Source organism: Sphingomonas sp. PP-CE-3G-477, from assembly GCF_003050745.1.
Classification (GTDB): domain Bacteria; phylum Pseudomonadota; class Alphaproteobacteria; order Sphingomonadales; family Sphingomonadaceae; genus Sphingomonas.
On the sequence record NZ_QAOF01000003.1, the window covers coordinates 97,213 to 112,939 of the forward strand.

General features: G+C 66.9%; 13 protein-coding genes and 1 pseudogene. 12 read left to right on the forward strand and 2 right to left on the reverse strand.

The window, feature by feature from the left end:
- Positions 1 to 4 precede the first annotated feature (4 nt).
- On the forward strand, positions 5 to 628 hold the full coding sequence (locus C8J45_RS07755) for a glutathione S-transferase family protein (RefSeq protein WP_107962704.1): 624 nt from the start codon (positions 5 to 7) through the stop codon (positions 626 to 628).
- Between the two features lie 228 nt (positions 629 to 856).
- Here C8J45_RS07755 and C8J45_RS07760 read toward each other — a convergent pair whose 3' ends face one another.
- The gene (locus tag C8J45_RS07760; protein WP_107962705.1) at positions 857 to 2,194 is read right to left on the reverse strand and encodes a dicarboxylate/amino acid:cation symporter; all 1,338 of its coding nucleotides are present in this window, start codon (positions 2,192 to 2,194) and stop codon (positions 857 to 859) included.
- A gap of 71 nt (positions 2,195 to 2,265) precedes the next feature.
- On the opposite strand from C8J45_RS07760, the gene C8J45_RS07765 reads away from it, so the two are divergent.
- From C8J45_RS07765 to C8J45_RS07775, 3 genes are all read left to right on the forward strand, one after another.
- The gene (locus C8J45_RS07765) at positions 2,266 to 3,546 is read left to right on the forward strand and encodes a Xaa-Pro peptidase family protein (protein WP_107962706.1); all 1,281 of its coding nucleotides are present in this window, start codon (positions 2,266 to 2,268) and stop codon (positions 3,544 to 3,546) included.
- A gap of 296 nt (positions 3,547 to 3,842) precedes the next feature.
- Positions 3,843 to 6,497: an alanine--tRNA ligase gene (alaS, locus tag C8J45_RS07770; protein WP_107962707.1), complete on the forward strand. Its 2,655-nt coding sequence runs from the start codon at positions 3,843 to 3,845 to the stop codon at positions 6,495 to 6,497.
- Between the two features lie 55 nt (positions 6,498 to 6,552).
- Positions 6,553 to 7,068, forward strand: a complete 516-nt coding sequence (locus C8J45_RS07775) for a hypothetical protein (RefSeq protein WP_107962708.1) — start codon at positions 6,553 to 6,555, stop codon at positions 7,066 to 7,068.
- 9 nt (positions 7,069 to 7,077) lie between these two features.
- On the opposite strand, the gene C8J45_RS07780 is transcribed toward C8J45_RS07775, so the two are convergent.
- Positions 7,078 to 8,718: a thiamine pyrophosphate-binding protein gene (locus C8J45_RS07780; protein WP_107962709.1), complete on the reverse strand. Its 1,641-nt coding sequence runs from the start codon at positions 8,716 to 8,718 to the stop codon at positions 7,078 to 7,080.
- A 91-nt stretch (positions 8,719 to 8,809) separates the two neighbouring features.
- Between C8J45_RS07780 and C8J45_RS07785 the strand changes: the two are divergent.
- From C8J45_RS07785 to leuC, 8 genes and pseudogenes are all read left to right on the forward strand, one after another.
- Positions 8,810 to 9,708: pseudogene (locus C8J45_RS07785) on the forward strand (SMP-30/gluconolactonase/LRE family protein).
- Positions 9,709 to 9,919: 211 nt separating this feature from the next.
- Complete coding sequence (locus tag C8J45_RS07790) at positions 9,920 to 10,630, forward strand: CoA transferase subunit A (protein ID WP_107962710.1); 711 nt, start codon at positions 9,920 to 9,922, stop codon at positions 10,628 to 10,630.
- Between the two features lie 47 nt (positions 10,631 to 10,677).
- Positions 10,678 to 11,562 (forward strand): 5'-nucleotidase, lipoprotein e(P4) family, encoded by an 885-nt coding sequence (locus C8J45_RS07795; RefSeq protein WP_374956434.1) that lies wholly within the window; start codon positions 10,678 to 10,680, stop codon positions 11,560 to 11,562.
- Positions 11,562 to 11,870, forward strand: a complete 309-nt coding sequence (locus C8J45_RS07800; RefSeq protein WP_056047204.1) for a DUF5076 domain-containing protein — start codon at positions 11,562 to 11,564, stop codon at positions 11,868 to 11,870. Before C8J45_RS07795 ends, C8J45_RS07800 begins: the two co-directional genes overlap by 1 nt.
- Positions 11,870 to 12,505 carry a 3-oxoacid CoA-transferase subunit B gene (locus C8J45_RS07805; protein WP_107962711.1) on the forward strand — a complete coding sequence of 212 codons (636 nt, stop codon included), beginning with the start codon at positions 11,870 to 11,872 and terminating at the stop codon, positions 12,503 to 12,505. The genes C8J45_RS07800 and C8J45_RS07805 overlap by 1 nt, the downstream gene beginning before the upstream one ends.
- Positions 12,505 to 13,188 (forward strand): glutathione S-transferase family protein, encoded by a 684-nt coding sequence (locus C8J45_RS07810; protein ID WP_107962712.1) that lies wholly within the window; start codon positions 12,505 to 12,507, stop codon positions 13,186 to 13,188. The genes C8J45_RS07805 and C8J45_RS07810 overlap by 1 nt, the downstream gene beginning before the upstream one ends.
- A complete protein-coding gene (locus tag C8J45_RS07815) occupies positions 13,155 to 14,069 on the forward strand; it encodes an alpha/beta hydrolase (RefSeq protein WP_258191361.1) in 915 nt (304 codons plus the stop codon). The genes C8J45_RS07810 and C8J45_RS07815 overlap by 34 nt, the downstream gene beginning before the upstream one ends.
- A gap of 191 nt (positions 14,070 to 14,260) precedes the next feature.
- Positions 14,261 to 15,697, forward strand: a complete 1,437-nt coding sequence (gene leuC / locus C8J45_RS07820) for a 3-isopropylmalate dehydratase large subunit (RefSeq protein ID WP_107962713.1) — start codon at positions 14,261 to 14,263, stop codon at positions 15,695 to 15,697.
- The last annotated feature ends 30 nt before the right edge of the window (positions 15,698 to 15,727 follow it).

Below are 15,727 nucleotides of genomic sequence, written 5' to 3' on the forward strand. Positions count from 1 at the left end.
CAGCATGATCATCGTCCACCACCTCGAAAACTCGCGATCGCAGCGGATCCTCTGGATGCTCGAGGAACTCGGCCTCTCCTACGAAATCAAGCGCTACGAGCGGAACAAGGCAACTATGCTCGCGCCGCCCGAACTCAAGCAGGTCCACCCGCTCGGCAAGTCGCCCGTGATCGAAGATGACGGCGAGGTGGTCGCCGAGACCGGCGCGATCGTCGAATATCTCGTCGACAAGGCGGACGGCAAGCTCGGTGCCCCCGCCAACCGCGCCGACGCGCTGCGCTACCGTTTCTGGCTGCACTATGCGGAAGGCTCGATGATGCCGCCGCTGCTGCTGAAGCTCGTCCTCGCGCGCATCCCGATCCTGGGCAAAGCGGCGACCAAGAAGATCCAGCCGATGATCGACGTCCACCTCGACTATGTCGAATCCGAACTGTCAAAGCGCCCCTGGTTCGCCGGCGCTGAGATGACCGCAGCCGACATCATGATGAGCTTCCCCCTCGAAGCCGCCCGCAGCCGCGGCGGTCTCAACGAGTCCCGTCCCGCGACGATCGCGTGGCTGGCAAAGGTCCACGCACGGCCAGCGTATCAGGCCGGGCTCAACAAGGGCGGCCCCTACGCCTACGCTTGAGTAGCGCGAGTCGGGAAACAGATCGGAGCCAACAATACTACCTGTCCTCGAACACCACCCCGGCGAAGGCCGGGCCCAGTTGGAAAGGTCGAAATAACCAGGCGCTACGGTGATCACTGGCGTCTCCCAACTGGACCCCGGCCTTTGCCGGGGTGGTACTTCTTCAGTGGTCCGCCAGCGTAAAAGGGCAGCCTTGAGAAGTTACCGGTTCAAGATCGCCGACTAGCCTCAAACCTGCCCCGGCCCGATCTTCTCGTAGCTGTCCACGTCCACCTTCGGCCCATGCCCGGTAGGCGCATGCGGGAAATCCCGATCAGCCGGCTCGCGCTCGTCGAGCCCGCCCTCCCACTTCGCCACCACGGTCGCCGCCACCGCATTCCCGATCACGTTCGTCGCCGAGCGCCCCATGTCGAGGAAATGATCCACCGCCAGGATCAACAGGATCCCCGCCTCCGGGATCTTGAACATCGACAGCGTCCCCGCAATCACCACCAGCGACGCGCGAGGCACCCCCGCGATGCCCTTCGACGTCACCATCAGCACCAGCAGCATCGCGATCTGCTGCCCGATCGGCATGTGGATGCCGTACGCCTGCGCGATGAACAGCGACGCGAACGTCATGTACATCATCGACCCATCGAGGTTGAACGAATAGCCCAGCGGCAGCACGAAGCTCGCGATCCGCGGCGGCACGCCGAACCGGTCGAGCGCCTCCAGCGTCCGCGGATATGCCGCCTCCGAAGACGCCGCCGAGAAGGCGAGGATCAACGGATCGCGGATGTAGCGCACCAGCAACCGCGTCCGCGGCCCGATCAGCAGGAACGCGATCCCGATCAGCATCGCCCACAGCAGCGCCAGCCCGATGTAGAAGCTCAGCATGAAATACCCGAGCTGCCCGAGGATGGTCGGCCCCCGCTCGGCAAGCGTCGCGGTCACCGCTGCGAACACCGCGAACGGCGCGAATCGCATCACATAGTTGGTGATCTGGAGCATCACCGCGACCAGCGCTTCGATCGCCTTTACGAGCGGCGCGGCCTTCTCGCCGACCGCGGTGATCGCCACCCCGACGAACACCGAGAACACGACGATCTGGAGAATCTCGTTGCCCGCCATCGCCGCGATCATCGAATCGGGCACGATGTGCGTGATGAACTTGGCGAGATCGAACGCCGCGCGGTCGACACCGCTCGACGCGGTGGCCGGCGGGATCGCGAGCGCGAGGCCGACGCCCGGCTGCAACACGTTGACGAGGATCAGGCCCAGCGTGAGCGACAACAGGCTCGCGCAGATGAACCAGCCGAGACTGCGCAATCCGACCCGCCCGAGCGCACCGGTATCGCCCATATGCGCGATGCCCACGACCAGCGTCGAGAACACCAAAGGTGCGATGATCATCTTGATCAGCCGCAGGAACAGCGTCGTCACGATCGAGAAATAGCCCGCGAGGTCCTTCAGCCGTTCGGCGGACTCAGCCGTGCCGTCGTCGATCGACGCGTTCAGGATCCAGCCGACGACCATCCCCGCGACGAGGCCGAACAAGATGTAATAGGTTAGCCGCTTGGCCATTAATCGCTCCCGAGAAGTGTGGACAGGGAAGGGGATTGCGGCGCCCGGGTCAAGGACCCTATCGTCCGGCGATGTCGACCGCACTCCACAAGCCCGCCTTCAGCCCTTCGCGCCGCGACCTGCTGAGCCTCGCCATCGCGGCGCCGTTGCTGTCGACCACCGCGATCCTCCGCGCCGCCGAGCCGGACCTGTCGGCGCTGTCCGACATCACCGGCACAACCAGGCCGATAGACGCCACCGAGCGTGCAGCGCGGCTGGTCCGCGCGCAATCGCTGATGAAGGCGGCCGGCATCGGCGCGGTGCTGATCGAGCCGGGATCGTCGATGATCTACTTCACCGGCGTCCGTTGGCACACCAGCGAGCGGCTGACGCTCGCAATCCTTCCGGTCGAGGGCGAACCGTGCATCGTCACGCCGTTCTTCGAGGAACCGTCGGTGCGCGAGACGCTCGCCGTCCCCGCCGAGGTCCGCGTCTGGCAGGAGGACGAGAACCCGCTCGCCGTCGTCGCCGGTTTCCTGCGCGACCGCAAGCTCGCCGCGAGGGCGATCGGTCTGGAGGCGGAGGTGCGCTATTTCGCCTATGCCGGGCTTGCCCGCGTGCTGCCCGACGCCAAGATCGTGTCCGCCGACCCGGTCGTCCGCGCCTGCCGGATGATCAAGACCCCCGCCGAGATCGCGTTGATGCAGGCCGCGACCGAGGTCACGCTGGCCGCCTATCGCTGGACCAAGCCGCGCGTCGAGAAGGGCATGACCGGCCCCGAGATCGGCGCGCTGATGAATGCCGCGACCAAGAAACTGGGCGGCGCGCCCGAATTCGCGCTCGCGCTGATCGGCGAGGCGTCGGCCTATCCGCACGGCAGCCGCGAGATCCATCGCGTCGCCGACGGCCAGGTCGTGCTGATGGACTGCGGCTGCACCGTGCAGGGCTATCAGTCCGACATCTCTCGCACCTGGGTCCACGGCACCGCAACCGCTGACCAGCGCAAGACGTGGGATCAGGTCGCCCGAGGCCAACAGATCGCGTTCGCCGCCGCGAAGATCGGGGCGTCCGCGGGAAGCGTCGACGATGCCGTCCGCCGCCATTACGAGACGCTCGGCTACGGGCCGGGGTACAAGCTCCCCGGCCTGTCGCATCGCACCGGTCACGGCATCGGCATGGACGGCCACGAACCCGTCAACCTCGTCCGCGGCGAGACGACGAAGCTGGCGGCGGGGATGTGCTTTTCCGACGAGCCGGGCATCTACATTCCCGGGAGGTACGGCGTGCGGATCGAGGATTGTTTCCACATGACCGATGCGGGCCCGAAATGGTTCAGCGAGCCGCCTAAGTCGCTGGATGCACTTTTTGGGTAAGGGACCTTCACAATAGCGCCACCACCCCGGCGAAGGCCGGGGCCCAGTTGGAAAGGTGGCAATAATCGAGCTCAGTCCTTCGTTAGCCACGTTCCCCAACTGGGCCCCGGCCTTCGCCGGGGTGGTGGCGCTCTTGCCGAATTGCAGCACTCCCTTGTTCTCCCGCGAAGGCGGGAGCCCAGTCTGGGTCCCCGCCTTCGCGGGGAAACAAGCTATCTTCGTTTCAATGCGATGCGTGCGAGGCGAGCCCCACACCCGACTTGAGCGAACCGCCCCGCTCGCCTAAGTCCCCGCGCATGACATCGACGAACGACATCCGCCGCGGCTTCCTCGACTATTTCGGATCGCAGGGGCACCAGATCGTGCCCAGCGCGCCGCTCGTGCCGCAGAACGACCCGACGCTGATGTTCGTCAACGCCGGGATGGTGCCGTTCAAAAACGTCTTCACCGGCCTCGAATCACGCCCCTACACCACCGCCACCTCATCGCAGAAATGCGTCCGCGCCGGCGGCAAGCACAACGATCTCGACAATGTCGGCTACACCGCGCGCCACCACACCTTCTTCGAAATGCTCGGCAATTTCTCGTTCGGCGACTATTTCAAGGAACAGGCGATCGTCCACGCCTGGACGTTGCTCACGCGCGAATGGGGCCTGTCACCCGACAAGCTGACCGCCACCGTCTACCACACCGACGATGAGGCGTTCGATCTCTGGACGAAGGTCGCCGGCCTCCCCGATCACCGCATCATCCGCATCCCGACCAAGGATAATTTCTGGTCGATGGGCGACAACGGGCCGTGCGGTCCGTGCTCGGAAATCTTCTACGACCACGGCGACCACATCTTCGGCGGCCCCCCCGGCAGCCCCGACGAGGACGGCGATCGCTTCGTCGAGATCTGGAACCTCGTGTTCATGCAATACGAGCAGGAGAATGCCGAGATCGTCGGCAACCTGCCCAAGCCGTCGATCGACACCGGCATGGGGCTGGAGCGCATCGCCGCGATCATGCAGGGCGTCACCGACAATTACGACACCGACACGTTCAAGGCACTGATCGCAGCCTCGGGCGCGCTGACGCACACCGCGACCGATGGCGCCAACACCGCCAGCCACCGCGTGATCGCCGATCACCTGCGCACCGCCGGCTTCCTGATCGCCGACGGCGTGCTGCCCGCGAGCGAGGGCCGCGGCTATGTCCTGCGCCGGATCATGCGCCGCGCGATGCGCCACGCGCACATCCTCGGCGCCAAGCAGCCGTTGATGCACCGGCTCGTCCCCGCGCTCGTCACCGAGATGGGCGCCGCCTATCCCGAACTGTCGCGCGCCCGTCCGCTGATCGAAGCGACGTTGCAGCAGGAGGAGACGCGCTTCCGCCAGACGCTCGACAAGGGCCTGAAGCTGCTCGACGAGGCGACCACGGGGATGACCGACGGCACGCTGGCGGGCGACGTCGCGTTCAAGCTCTACGACACCTACGGCTTCCCGTACGACCTGACCGAGGACGCACTGCGCGAACGCAACATCGCGGTCGACCGCGCAGGCTTCGACACCGCGATGGCCGAGCAGAAGCGCGCCGCTCGCGCCGCCTGGAAGGGCTCGGGCGCGAAGGCTTCGGACGACGTCTGGTTCGACATCGTCGAGCAGACCGGCGGCACCGAATTCCTCGGCTACGCATCGGATACCGGCGAGGGCGAGGTCGTCGCACTGGTCAAGGACGGCGCCCGCGTCGACCACGCCACCACCGGCGATACGGTCGCGATCGTCGTCAACCAGACGCCCTTCTATGGCGAGAGCGGCGGCCAGGTCGGCGACGCGGGCCACATCTCCAACGACTCCGGCCTGCGCGCGAACGTCACCGAGACCTCGAAGCAGCTCGGCCGCGTGTTCGTCCACCACGCGATCGTCGACGCCGGCGAGATCAAGGTCGGCGACCCGGTCAAGCTCCAGATCGACGTCGCCCGCCGCGCGCAGATCCGCGCAAACCACTCCGCAACGCATCTCCTGCACGAGGCCTTGCGCGAACGCCTCGGCACGCACGTCGCGCAGAAGGGGAGCCTCGTCGCACCCGATCGCCTGCGCTTCGACTTCTCGCAGCCGGTCGCGATGACCCCTGCCGATATCGCGCAGGTCGAGGCGGACGTGAACGCGCAGGTCCGCGGCAACGGCGCGGTGACGACGCTGCTGATGACCCCCGACGACGCGATCGCGATGGGCGCGATGGCGCTGTTCGGCGAGAAATACGGCGACGAAGTCCGCGTCGTGTCGATGGGCTCGACCGACGAGGGGAAGACCTATTCGATCGAGCTGTGTGGCGGCACGCACGTCACTGCGTTAGGCGATATCGGCCTGTTCAAGGTGGTCGGCGAAGGCGCGGTGTCCAGCGGTATCCGTCGTGTCGAGGCGCTCACCGGCGAAGCAGCCCGCGCGTATCTGACCAGCCGCGACGACCGCCTGCGCGAGGCGGCAGCGGTACTGAAGTCGACTCCCGACGAGGTCCCGGCGCGCGTCGCATCGCTGCTCGAAGACCGCCGCCGCCTCGAACGCGAACTCGCCGACGCGAAGAAGGCGCTGGCACTCGGCGGCGGCGGCTCGGGCGAAGCGGCCGGCCCCGAACAGGTCGGCGGCGTCGCGTTCATCGGCCAGGTACTCAACGACTTCGAAGCCAAGGGCCTGCGCGGCGCGGTCGACGAAGCCAAGCAGCGCCTGAGCTCGGGAGTCGCGATGCTGGTCGCGATCAACGACGGCCGCGCCTCGGTCGCGGTCGGCGTGACGGCGGACTTGGTGGCGAGCCTCAACGCGGTCGACCTGCTCAAGATCGCGGTCTCGACGCTAGGCGGGCAGGGCGGCGGCGGCCGTCCCGACATGGCGCAGGGCGGTGGTCCCGATGGTGACAAGGCCGCGGACGCCGTCGCTGCGGTGCGCGCCGCGCTCGAGGCCATTAACGCATAATCCTGTCGTTGCGCTAACGGTCGGCGCGTAGGGTGGTGATTTCCAGGAGAGTATCATGATCTTCACGACCCTGATCCAAACGGCTTCCGCGATGCTCCCCACCGCGCCTCCGGCACCACCCGCGCCGCCCGCACCGCCGATCATGACGTCGAACCTCGTGCAGCGCGGATTTGGCGGCGCGATGGTGGCGGAACGCTACGTCGTCGATGTCGACGTTCGCGCAGACGGTGCGGTCGTTTGGACGGGATCGCTCCGGGTGGCATCGAATGCGACGGCAAGCTTCCGCCGCGATCAGACCGAAGCAGAGGAGAGTGATTGCGGCGGCCGGACTGGATATCGCAGCGGCATACAGACAGGCTTCTCGCTGCAATTGCGACCGACCAGGTTCGACGAAGCCGATAGCGGCGTCGCCGTCACGTTGCGCTGGACCCGTCCTGGAACCGGGCAATGTCCGGTCCAAGCCAGCACACGAACGGTTGAAATGAACGACGCGGTCAGACTGAAGGCCGGCGAGACGGTGACGATGAAGGGGGACGGCGGGCTGGTCGTCAAACTTCACCGCCGACCGTGACGGGCAGTGTCAGCCCCGAACCTTCGCTAGCGTCGTCCCGGCGGTGATTGCTTCGATATCCGTCACAACATGCAGCAACCGCACTCCAGACCGAGACATCGCCCGGTCCAGCGCCGCTGCGAAATTTTCGGTCCGCTCGACGGTCTCAGCCCAGCACCCATAAGCCCGCCCCAGCGCGGCAAAGTCCGGATTCCGCAACCCGGTCCCCGAAACCCGCCCCGGATACTCCCGCTCCTGATGCATCCGGATCGTCCCGTACCCGCCATTATCCACGACGATCACCAGCATGTCCGCACCGTGCGCCACCGCAGTCGCCAACTCCTGCCCGTTCATCAGGAAACACCCGTCCCCAGCCAGCGCCACAACGGTCCGCTCCGGATGCCGCAACGATGCCGCCACCGCAGCCGGCACCCCGTACCCCATAGCTCCAGCGGTCGGCGCAAGCTGGGTGCCCGGCCCGGCATACGCCCAGTACCGGTGCCACCACCCCGAGTAATTCCCCGCGCCGTTGCAGATGATCGCATCCGCCGGCAGCCGCTCGCGCATCGCCGCGACACACGGCCCAAGGTCCATCACCAGATCCCGCGGCGCCGGCGTCGACCATGCAACCCACTCCGCATGCGCCTCCCGTCCGGCAGTGCGCGGCGGCAGGTCGACCACCAGCAACGCCTCCGCAAACTCCGCCATCCCCGCACATACCGCGACATCCGCGCGGTACGCCCGATGCAACTCGTCGGGATCGGGATGCACATGGATCAGCCGCTGCTCCGGATGATCCGGCGTGATCAGCGCATACCCATCGGTCGTTGCCTCCCCCAGCCGCGGTCCGACGACCAGCAGCAGATCCGCCGCCTTAACCCGATCGACCAGCTTCGGATTGGGCCCATATCCAAGGTTCCCCGCCCAAACCGGGCAGTCGTTCGGAATAGCACCCTGCCGCCGAAACGCCGCCGCCACGGGAATGCCGTTGCGATCCGCCCACGTCGAGAACGCCCCCGACGCCGCGACATCCCAGCCCGCCCCGCCAACGATCGCCACCGGCCGCTCGGCGGTGGTTAGCAGGTCGGCCAGCAAGTCCATCGTATCGGCGTCGCAAGCCTGCGCGACCCGCTCGACCCGCGGCCGATCGACCGCGTCGACCACATCCAGCAGCATGTCCTCGGGCAACGCGAGTACCACCGGCCCCGGCCGCCCCGACATCGCCGTCGCATAGGCGCGCGCGACATATTCCGGGATCCGCCGCGCATCGTCGATCCGCGCCGCCCACTTGGCGATGGGCGCAAACATCGCTTGGAAATCGATCTCCTGGAACGCCTCGCGGTCGCGCGTGCCGCGATCGATATCGCCCACGAACAGGATCATCGGCTGTGAATCCTGCATTGCGACGTGCACGCCGATCGACGCGTTGGTCGCGCCCGGCCCGCGGGTCACGAACGCCACGCCCGGCCGGTGCGTCAGCGTCCCGTCCGCGCACGCCATGAACCCGACGCCGCCCTCTTGCCGGCACACCACGAGGTCGATCGCCGGCGTATCGTGGAGCGCGTCGAGCACGGCGAGGAAGCTCTCCCCCGGCACGGTGAAAATCCGGTCGCAGTCCTGTGCGACGAGTTGATCGACCAGGATACGGCCGCCGGTGCGTGGTGTGATCATCGCCGCATCCTGCCGTCCGTTGCGCGCGAAGTCGAGACGCGGTTACGCTGGCGCCGAAGCCGGGACCAACTCGACTCGCCCGGAGAGGATCATGACCGACTTCACCACCGTCGCCAGTGGCTTGCGCTTCCCCGAGGGCCCCGTCGCGATGCCCGACGGCAGCGTCATTCTCGTCGAGATCAAGGCAGGCCGCATCACCCGCGTCGCTCCTGACGGTACGAAAACGACGGTCGCCGAACCCGGCGGCGGCCCCAACGGGCTCGCGCTCGGCCCCGATGGCAAGCTCTATTGCTGCAACAATGGCGGCTTCGCATGGCGCGAGACAAACGGCTTCCTCACCCCGCACGGTCAGCCGGACGACTATTCGGGCGGCCGGATCGAACGGATCGACATCGCCACCGGCGCGATCGAGATTCTCTACAAGGACGGCGATTTCGGCTGCGCGCTGCGTGGACCCAACGACATCGTCTTCGATTCGCACGGCGGCTTCTGGTTCACCGATCACGGCAAATCGCGTGACCGGGAACGCGACATCACCGGCATCTTCTACGCGAAAGCCGACGGGACCCAGCTCGAAGAAGTCATCTTCCCGAACGAAAATCCAACGGCATCGGCCTCTCGCCGGACGGCACGCGGCTCTACGTGGCGGAGACGTTCACTTGCCGCCTGATGGCGTTCAACGTCGTCGCTCCCGGCAAGGTCGCCAGCACCTCGGGCACGCCGCTCTATCGCCCCGCCGGCTACAAGTTCTTCGACTCGCTTGGCGTCGAGGCGTGCGGCAACATCTGCGTCGCGACGATCGGCGAATGCGGGATCAGCGTGATCTCGCCGGCGGGGGAGTTGGTCGAGTTCGTCGCGACCGACGACGTGTTCACGACCAACATCTGCTGGGGCGGCGCGGACGGCATGGACGCCTACATCACCTGCTCGGGCAGTGGCCGGCTGGTAAGGACGCGGTGGAAGCGCCACGGCCTGAAGCTGGCGTATTGAAGCCATTGTATCCTCCCCCGCCAGGGGGAGGTGGCTGGCACTTGCCAGACGGAGGGGGGAGGAAAGGAAAACCGCCGTTTCGTGTCCTCCCCCTCCGTCACCTTCGGCGCCACCTCCCCCTGGCGGGGGAGGATCGTAAGATGTCGATCCAGTCTACGTTGCCGACCGACCGCCAGCACCTTATGCGAGGCGAAAGACCTGAGGAGGATGCATGGCGAACAAGCGCTACACCGACGCGGCAACGGCACTCGAAGGCGTGCTGTTCGACGGCATGACGATCTGCGCGGGCGGGTTCGGGTTGTGCGGCATCCCCGAGCGGCTGATCGACGCGATCGAGGCGTCTGGGGTGAAGGACCTCACGATCGCCAGCAATAACGCCGGAATCGACGGGCAGGGCCTCGGCAAACTGCTCCGCTCGCGCCAGGTGAAGAAGATGATCTCGTCCTATGTCGGCGAGAACAAGGAATTCGAGCGGCAATATCTCAGCGGCGAACTCGAGGTCGAGTTCTGCCCGCAAGGCACGCTCGCCGAACGCTGCCGGGCAGGGGGGGCGGGCATCCCCGGCTTCTACACCAAGACCGGCGTCGGCACGCAGGTCGCCGAGGGCAAGGAGGTCAAGGTCTTCGACGGCCAGGAATACATCCTCGAACGTGGCATCCGCGCCGATCTCGCGATCATCAAGGGGTGGAAGGCGGACGAAAGCGGCAACCTCATCTTCCGCAAGACCGCGCGCAACTTCAACCAGCCGATGGCGACCGCGGGGAAGATCTGCGTCGTCGAGGTCGAGGAGATCGTCCCCGTCGGCAGCCTCGATCCCGACACGATCCACCTGCCGGGGATCTACGTGAAGCGGATGATCGTCGGTGCGCCGTACGACAAACAGATCGAATTCCGCACCGTCCGCGAGCGGGTTTCCGCGTGAACCACCCTCGGTTCTCCTGCGCACGCAGGAGCCCAGGGTCGCGGGCGTTGCGCATAGTATCCTGGACCCCTGCGTTCGCAGGGGCACTGGCGATCCAAGGCTGCGTAAGTGTCTCCGCGCCGACGTCGATCGCAGCGACGCCGACTGTCTCCGCACCCGTCACCGTCGACGGCGTCCCCGCCGGGATGCAGTATCTCTACGCCTCGGGCGAAGCCGCCGCGGTCAGCATCCAGGCCTGGAACGCGCTCGTCGGCTATGTCCGCGCGCAACGCACGCCAACCTCCGTCGTCCTCGCCCCGGGCGCCTCGCTAGCCGCCCCCACCTGGACCATCTGCGGCACCAAGCCAAAAGCCGCCGTGTTCGACGTCGATGAAACCGTGCTTCTCAATCTCGGCTTCGAATACGACGCATCCTCCGGCCAACCCTGGTCCGACCCGCGCTGGCAGGACTGGGAGCGCACCGGCGTCAAGCAGGTCGCCCCCGTCCCCGGCGCGCTAGATGCGCTCACCCAACTCCGCGCGATGGGCGTCACGGTGATCTTCAACACCAACCGCTCCGCCGCGAACGCCGCACAGACTGAGGCCACGATCGAAGCCGCCGGCCTCGGCCCCGCGCGCCACGGCGAGACGCTGTTCCTCGCGGGCGACGACGCGATGGGCTCGAAGAAGGACGGCCGCCGCGCGACGATCGCGGCGCGGTACTGCGTCGTCGCGATGGGCGGCGACCAGCTCGGCGACTTCAGCGACCTGTTCAACGCCGGCCAGACCCCCGCCGCCCGTCGCGCAACAGTCCAGTTGCCCGCGATCGCAGCAAAATGGGGGGCAGGGTGGTTCGTCCTACCCAACCCCGTCTACGGCACCGCGCTCAAGGGCAACCGCGACGAGGTATTCCCGCCAGCAGTCCGCTGGGCCCCGACTGGAGGCGTACGCTAATGGCCGACCATCCAAACGCGATCGCGCTCGACAAGGGCGCGCAACTCACCAGCGAATCGGTCGAGGTCGCGCGCATCTGGATCACCAACGGCGCCGGCAGCAACGTGCTGATCGACGCCGGCATTCTCGAGGATCCGACCGTGTTCGGCTACCTCCTCGCAGACACGATCCGCCACGCCGCGCGCGCCTATGCGGGCACTTGGGGTCTCGACGAGGACGCCGCGTTGCAGGCGATCGTCGACGGCGTCGGCACCGAGCTCCGCGAACAATTCACGACCATCACCACCATCCAGGAAGGAATGCACTGATGCCCTGGGATCGTAACCAGATGGCCGCGCGCGCGGCGCAGGAACTGAAAGACGGCTATTACGTCAATCTCGGCATCGGCATCCCGACGCTGGTCGCGAACAACATCCCCGAGGGGATGACCGTCACGCTTCAGTCCGAAAACGGCATGCTCGGAATCGGCCCGTTCCCGTATGCGGGCGAGGAGGACGCAGACCTGATCAACGCCGGCAAGCAGACGATCAGCGAACTCCCTTCGTCGGTGTATTTCAGCTCGTCGGACAGCTTCGCGATGATCCGCGGCGGCCATATCGACCTCACGGTGCTGGGTGCGATGGAGGTCAGCGAAGGCGGCGACATCGCCAACTGGATGATCCCGGGCAAGATGATCAAGGGCATGGGCGGCGCGATGGACCTCGTCGCGGGCGTCAAGCAGATCATCGTCGTGATGGACCACACCGCCAAGGACGGCACGCCGAAGTTCATCCCGTCGTGCACGCTGCCGCTGACCGGCAAGAACGTCGTCGACATGATCGTCACCGACCTCGCCGTGTTCCAGCGTCCCGATCACGACAGCCCGTTCAAGCTGGTCGAGATGGCGCCGGGCGTCACCGCGGACGAGATCGCCGCGAAGACCACCGCGCGCTACACCGCCTGATGGGCTACACCCTCGTCACCGCGAACCGCAATTACTCGAGCTGGTCGCTGCGCCCCTGGGTCCTGATGAAGGCGCTCGGCATCGACTTCGAGGACCGGATCGCGCCCTTCCTGGAGCCGGTCAATTACGAGGCGTTCCGCGCCTTCTCACCGACCGGGCAAGTGCCGGTGCTGATCGACGGCGAGCGAACCGTGTGGGATTCGCTCGGCATCGTCCTCTACCTTGCCGAGCGTCACGACGGCGTGTGGCCGGTCGACGCCGAGGCACGCGCGTGGGCGATCTGCGCGACGGCGGAGATGCATGGCGGGTTCTCCGCGCTGCGCAACGAGCGGACGATGAACGTCGGCGTCCGCGTGAATGCCGCCCCTGGTAGCGACGCGCTCGACCGCGACGTCGCGCGGATCGCCGAACTCTGGAGCGAGGGACTCGACCGGTTCGGCGGCCCCTGGCTCGCTGGTGCCGAGTTCACCGCCGTCGATGCGTTCTATGCGCCGGTTGCGTTCCGCGTGCGGACCTACGGGATCGACGTTGGCTCGGCAGGTCTCGCTTGGGTCGAGCGGATCATCGCGCACCCGGCAATGCGCGAATGGGAAGCGACCGCGCTCGCCGAGACATGGCGCGAGGAAAGCCACGAGGCCGACCTCGCAACATGCGGATCGATCACCGCGGACTTCCGCCGCTGATGCGCCGCGCCGCGATCGTCATAGCGCTGATCGTGATCCTGATCGCGGGCACGGCGTTCACCGCAGGCCCCGGCACGCTCAGCGTCCTCGACGGCGTGATGGGTGGCGGACGCGGGACCGCACGCATTCGCGAAGGCGTCCCGTTCGGCACGCACGGCCAGAAGCTCGACGTCTGGCGCCCGTCCGGCGGCGTCAAGACTGGCCTGCCGGTGCTGATCTTCTGGTACGGCGGCGGCTGGGTGCACGGCTCGCGCGGCGCCTACGCGTTCGCCGCGCGCGCCTATGCGAAGGCGGGCTACGTCGTCGTCATGCCCGACTACCGCAAGGTTCCCGACGTCCGCTTCCCCGCCTTCCTCCAGGACGGCGCCGAAGCGGTGAAATGGACCCGCGACCACATCGCACAGTCCGGCGGCGACCCGAACCGGATCGCCGTCGCTGGTCATTCCGCGGGCGCCTACACCGTCGCGATGCTGACGCTCGACGAGCGCTGGCTGAAGGCGGAAGGCGTCGACCCGCACATCATCAAGGCCGCGGTCGGGCTGTGCGGGCCATACGATTTCTACCCCTTCACCGCGAAACGCGCGATCGACGCGATGCAGGGCGCCGCCGACCCGGTGATGACCCAGCCGATCCACTTCGCGCGCGCCGACGCCCCGCCGATGCTGCTAATTACGGCGGGCGACGACACGCAGGTCAAGCCGCACAACGCGATCAACCTCACCGCGCGGCTGAAGGCGCTCGGCGCGCCGGTGACGCACATCGACTATCCCGGATTGAGCCACGAGAACGTCGCGATGGCGCTCTCGAAGCCGTTCCGCGGGAAAGCGCCGGTGCTGGCCGACAGCGTCGCCTTTCTGAACAAGGCGATGCCCGCGCGGTAACCGTCCACTTCCGTCATCCTGACGAAAGTCAGGACCCAGGATACCAAGCACCGCCCGACGTAACCCTGGATCCTGACTTTCGTCAGGATGACGGTCTTCGTCCCGATACGCGGCGCACCGAAGCATTCTTACGACCGAAAATTACATACAACCTTGGCGCAGCATCCCTTTTCGGTTAACGCGCGCCGATCATGGTCACTCCACAAACGCTGTACGAAAAGATCTGGGCCGCGCACGTCGTCGAACGCCGCGACGACGGCACCTGCCTGATCTATATCGACCGCCACCTCGTCCACGAAGTCACCAGCCCGCAGGCCTTCGAAGGCCTCCGCGTGGCAGGCCGCAAGGTGCGCCGCCCCGACCTCACTCTCGCGGTGCCCGATCACAACCTCCCGACCACCGCGCGCAAGGACGCCGCCGGTCGCGTTTTGCCGATCGCCGATCCCGAAAGCGCGCAGCAGCTCGACGCACTCCGCCGCAACACGTCCGAGTTCGGCATCGACTATATCGACGCGACCGCCGCCGAGCAGGGCATCGTCCACGTCGTCGGCCCCGAACAGGGCTTCACGCTCCCCGGCACCACGCTCGTCTGCGGCGACAGCCATACGTCGGCGCACGGTGCACTCGGCGCTTTGGCGTTCGGCATCGGCACCAGCGAGGTCGAGCACGTCCTCGCCACGCAGACGCTGCTGTTGTCGCAGGCCAAGACGATGGAAGTCCGCGTCGACGGCGAACTCGGCTTCGGCGTCAGCCCGAAGGACGTCATCCTCGCGATCATCGGCAAGATCGGCGCGGCGGGCGGCACCGGCCACGTCATCGAATTCACCGGCAGCGTGATCCGCAACATGTCGATCGAAGGTCGCCTGACGATCGCCAACATGTCGATCGAGGCGGGCGCCCGCGCCGGCCTGATCGCGCCCGACGACACCACCTTCGCCTATCTCAAGGGCCGCCCGATGGCCCCGACCGGCGAGAACTGGGACCGCGCCGTCGCTTGGTGGCGCAGTCTCGCGACCGATCCCGGCGCGAAATACGACAAGTCCGTCACGCTCGACGCTGCCGATATCGCGCCCGGCCTCACTTGGGGTACCAGCCCCGAGGACGTCGTCCCGATCACCGGTTTCGTCCCCGAACCGTCGAGCTTCGCCGACCCCGCCAAGCAGGCGGCGGCGCAGAAATCGCTCGACTACATGGGCCTCACCGCCGGCACTGCGATGCGCGACGTGCCGATCCAGCACGTCTTCATCGGCAGCTGCACCAACAGCCGTATCGAGGATCTGCGCGCCGCCGCGGCGATCGCCGACGGTCGCCATGTCGCGACCGGCGTCCGCGCGCTGGTCGTTCCTGGTTCCGGCCTCGTGAAGCGTCAGGCCGAAGCCGAGGGACTCGACCGGATCTTCATCACCGCCGGCTTCGAATGGCGCGAACCGGGCTGTTCGATGTGTCTCGCGATGAACCCGGACAAAGTTCCTGCGGGGGAGCGTTGCGCTTCCACGTCGAACCGAAATTTCGTCGGCAGACAGGGTCCCGGAGCGCGCACGCATCTGGTATCGCCTGCGATGGCGGCGGCGGCGGCGGTGACCGGCAAGCTGAGCGACGTCAGAGAGTTGATGGGGGAAATAGTGTGAAGAAGGTATTCGTATTGCTGGCGGCTGGCG

What these genes read in the sequence shown, in the direction of transcription:
- C8J45_RS07775 (WP_107962708.1), top strand. Translation starts at nt 6,553, where the DNA reads ATGATCTTCACGACCCTGATCCAAACGGCTTCCGCGATGCTCCCCACC.
- C8J45_RS07780 (WP_107962709.1), bottom strand. Translation starts at nt 8,718, where the DNA reads ATGATCACACCACGCACCGGCGGCCGTATCCTGGTCGATCAACTCGTC.
- C8J45_RS07815 (WP_258191361.1), top strand. Translation starts at nt 13,155, where the DNA reads ATGCGGATCGATCACCGCGGACTTCCGCCGCTGATGCGCCGCGCCGCG.
- C8J45_RS07805 (WP_107962711.1), top strand. Translation starts at nt 11,870, where the DNA reads ATGCCCTGGGATCGTAACCAGATGGCCGCGCGCGCGGCGCAGGAACTG.
- C8J45_RS07760 (WP_107962705.1), bottom strand. Translation starts at nt 2,194, where the DNA reads ATGGCCAAGCGGCTAACCTATTACATCTTGTTCGGCCTCGTCGCGGGG.
- alaS (WP_107962707.1), top strand. Translation starts at nt 3,843, where the DNA reads ATGACATCGACGAACGACATCCGCCGCGGCTTCCTCGACTATTTCGGA.
- C8J45_RS07765 (WP_107962706.1), top strand. Translation starts at nt 2,266, where the DNA reads ATGTCGACCGCACTCCACAAGCCCGCCTTCAGCCCTTCGCGCCGCGAC.
- C8J45_RS07810 (WP_107962712.1), top strand. Translation starts at nt 12,505, where the DNA reads ATGGGCTACACCCTCGTCACCGCGAACCGCAATTACTCGAGCTGGTCG.
- C8J45_RS07755 (WP_107962704.1), top strand. Translation starts at nt 5, where the DNA reads ATGATCATCGTCCACCACCTCGAAAACTCGCGATCGCAGCGGATCCTC.
- C8J45_RS07790 (WP_107962710.1), top strand. Translation starts at nt 9,920, where the DNA reads ATGGCGAACAAGCGCTACACCGACGCGGCAACGGCACTCGAAGGCGTG.
- leuC (WP_107962713.1), top strand. Translation starts at nt 14,261, where the DNA reads ATGGTCACTCCACAAACGCTGTACGAAAAGATCTGGGCCGCGCACGTC.
- C8J45_RS07800 (WP_056047204.1), top strand. Translation starts at nt 11,562, where the DNA reads ATGGCCGACCATCCAAACGCGATCGCGCTCGACAAGGGCGCGCAACTC.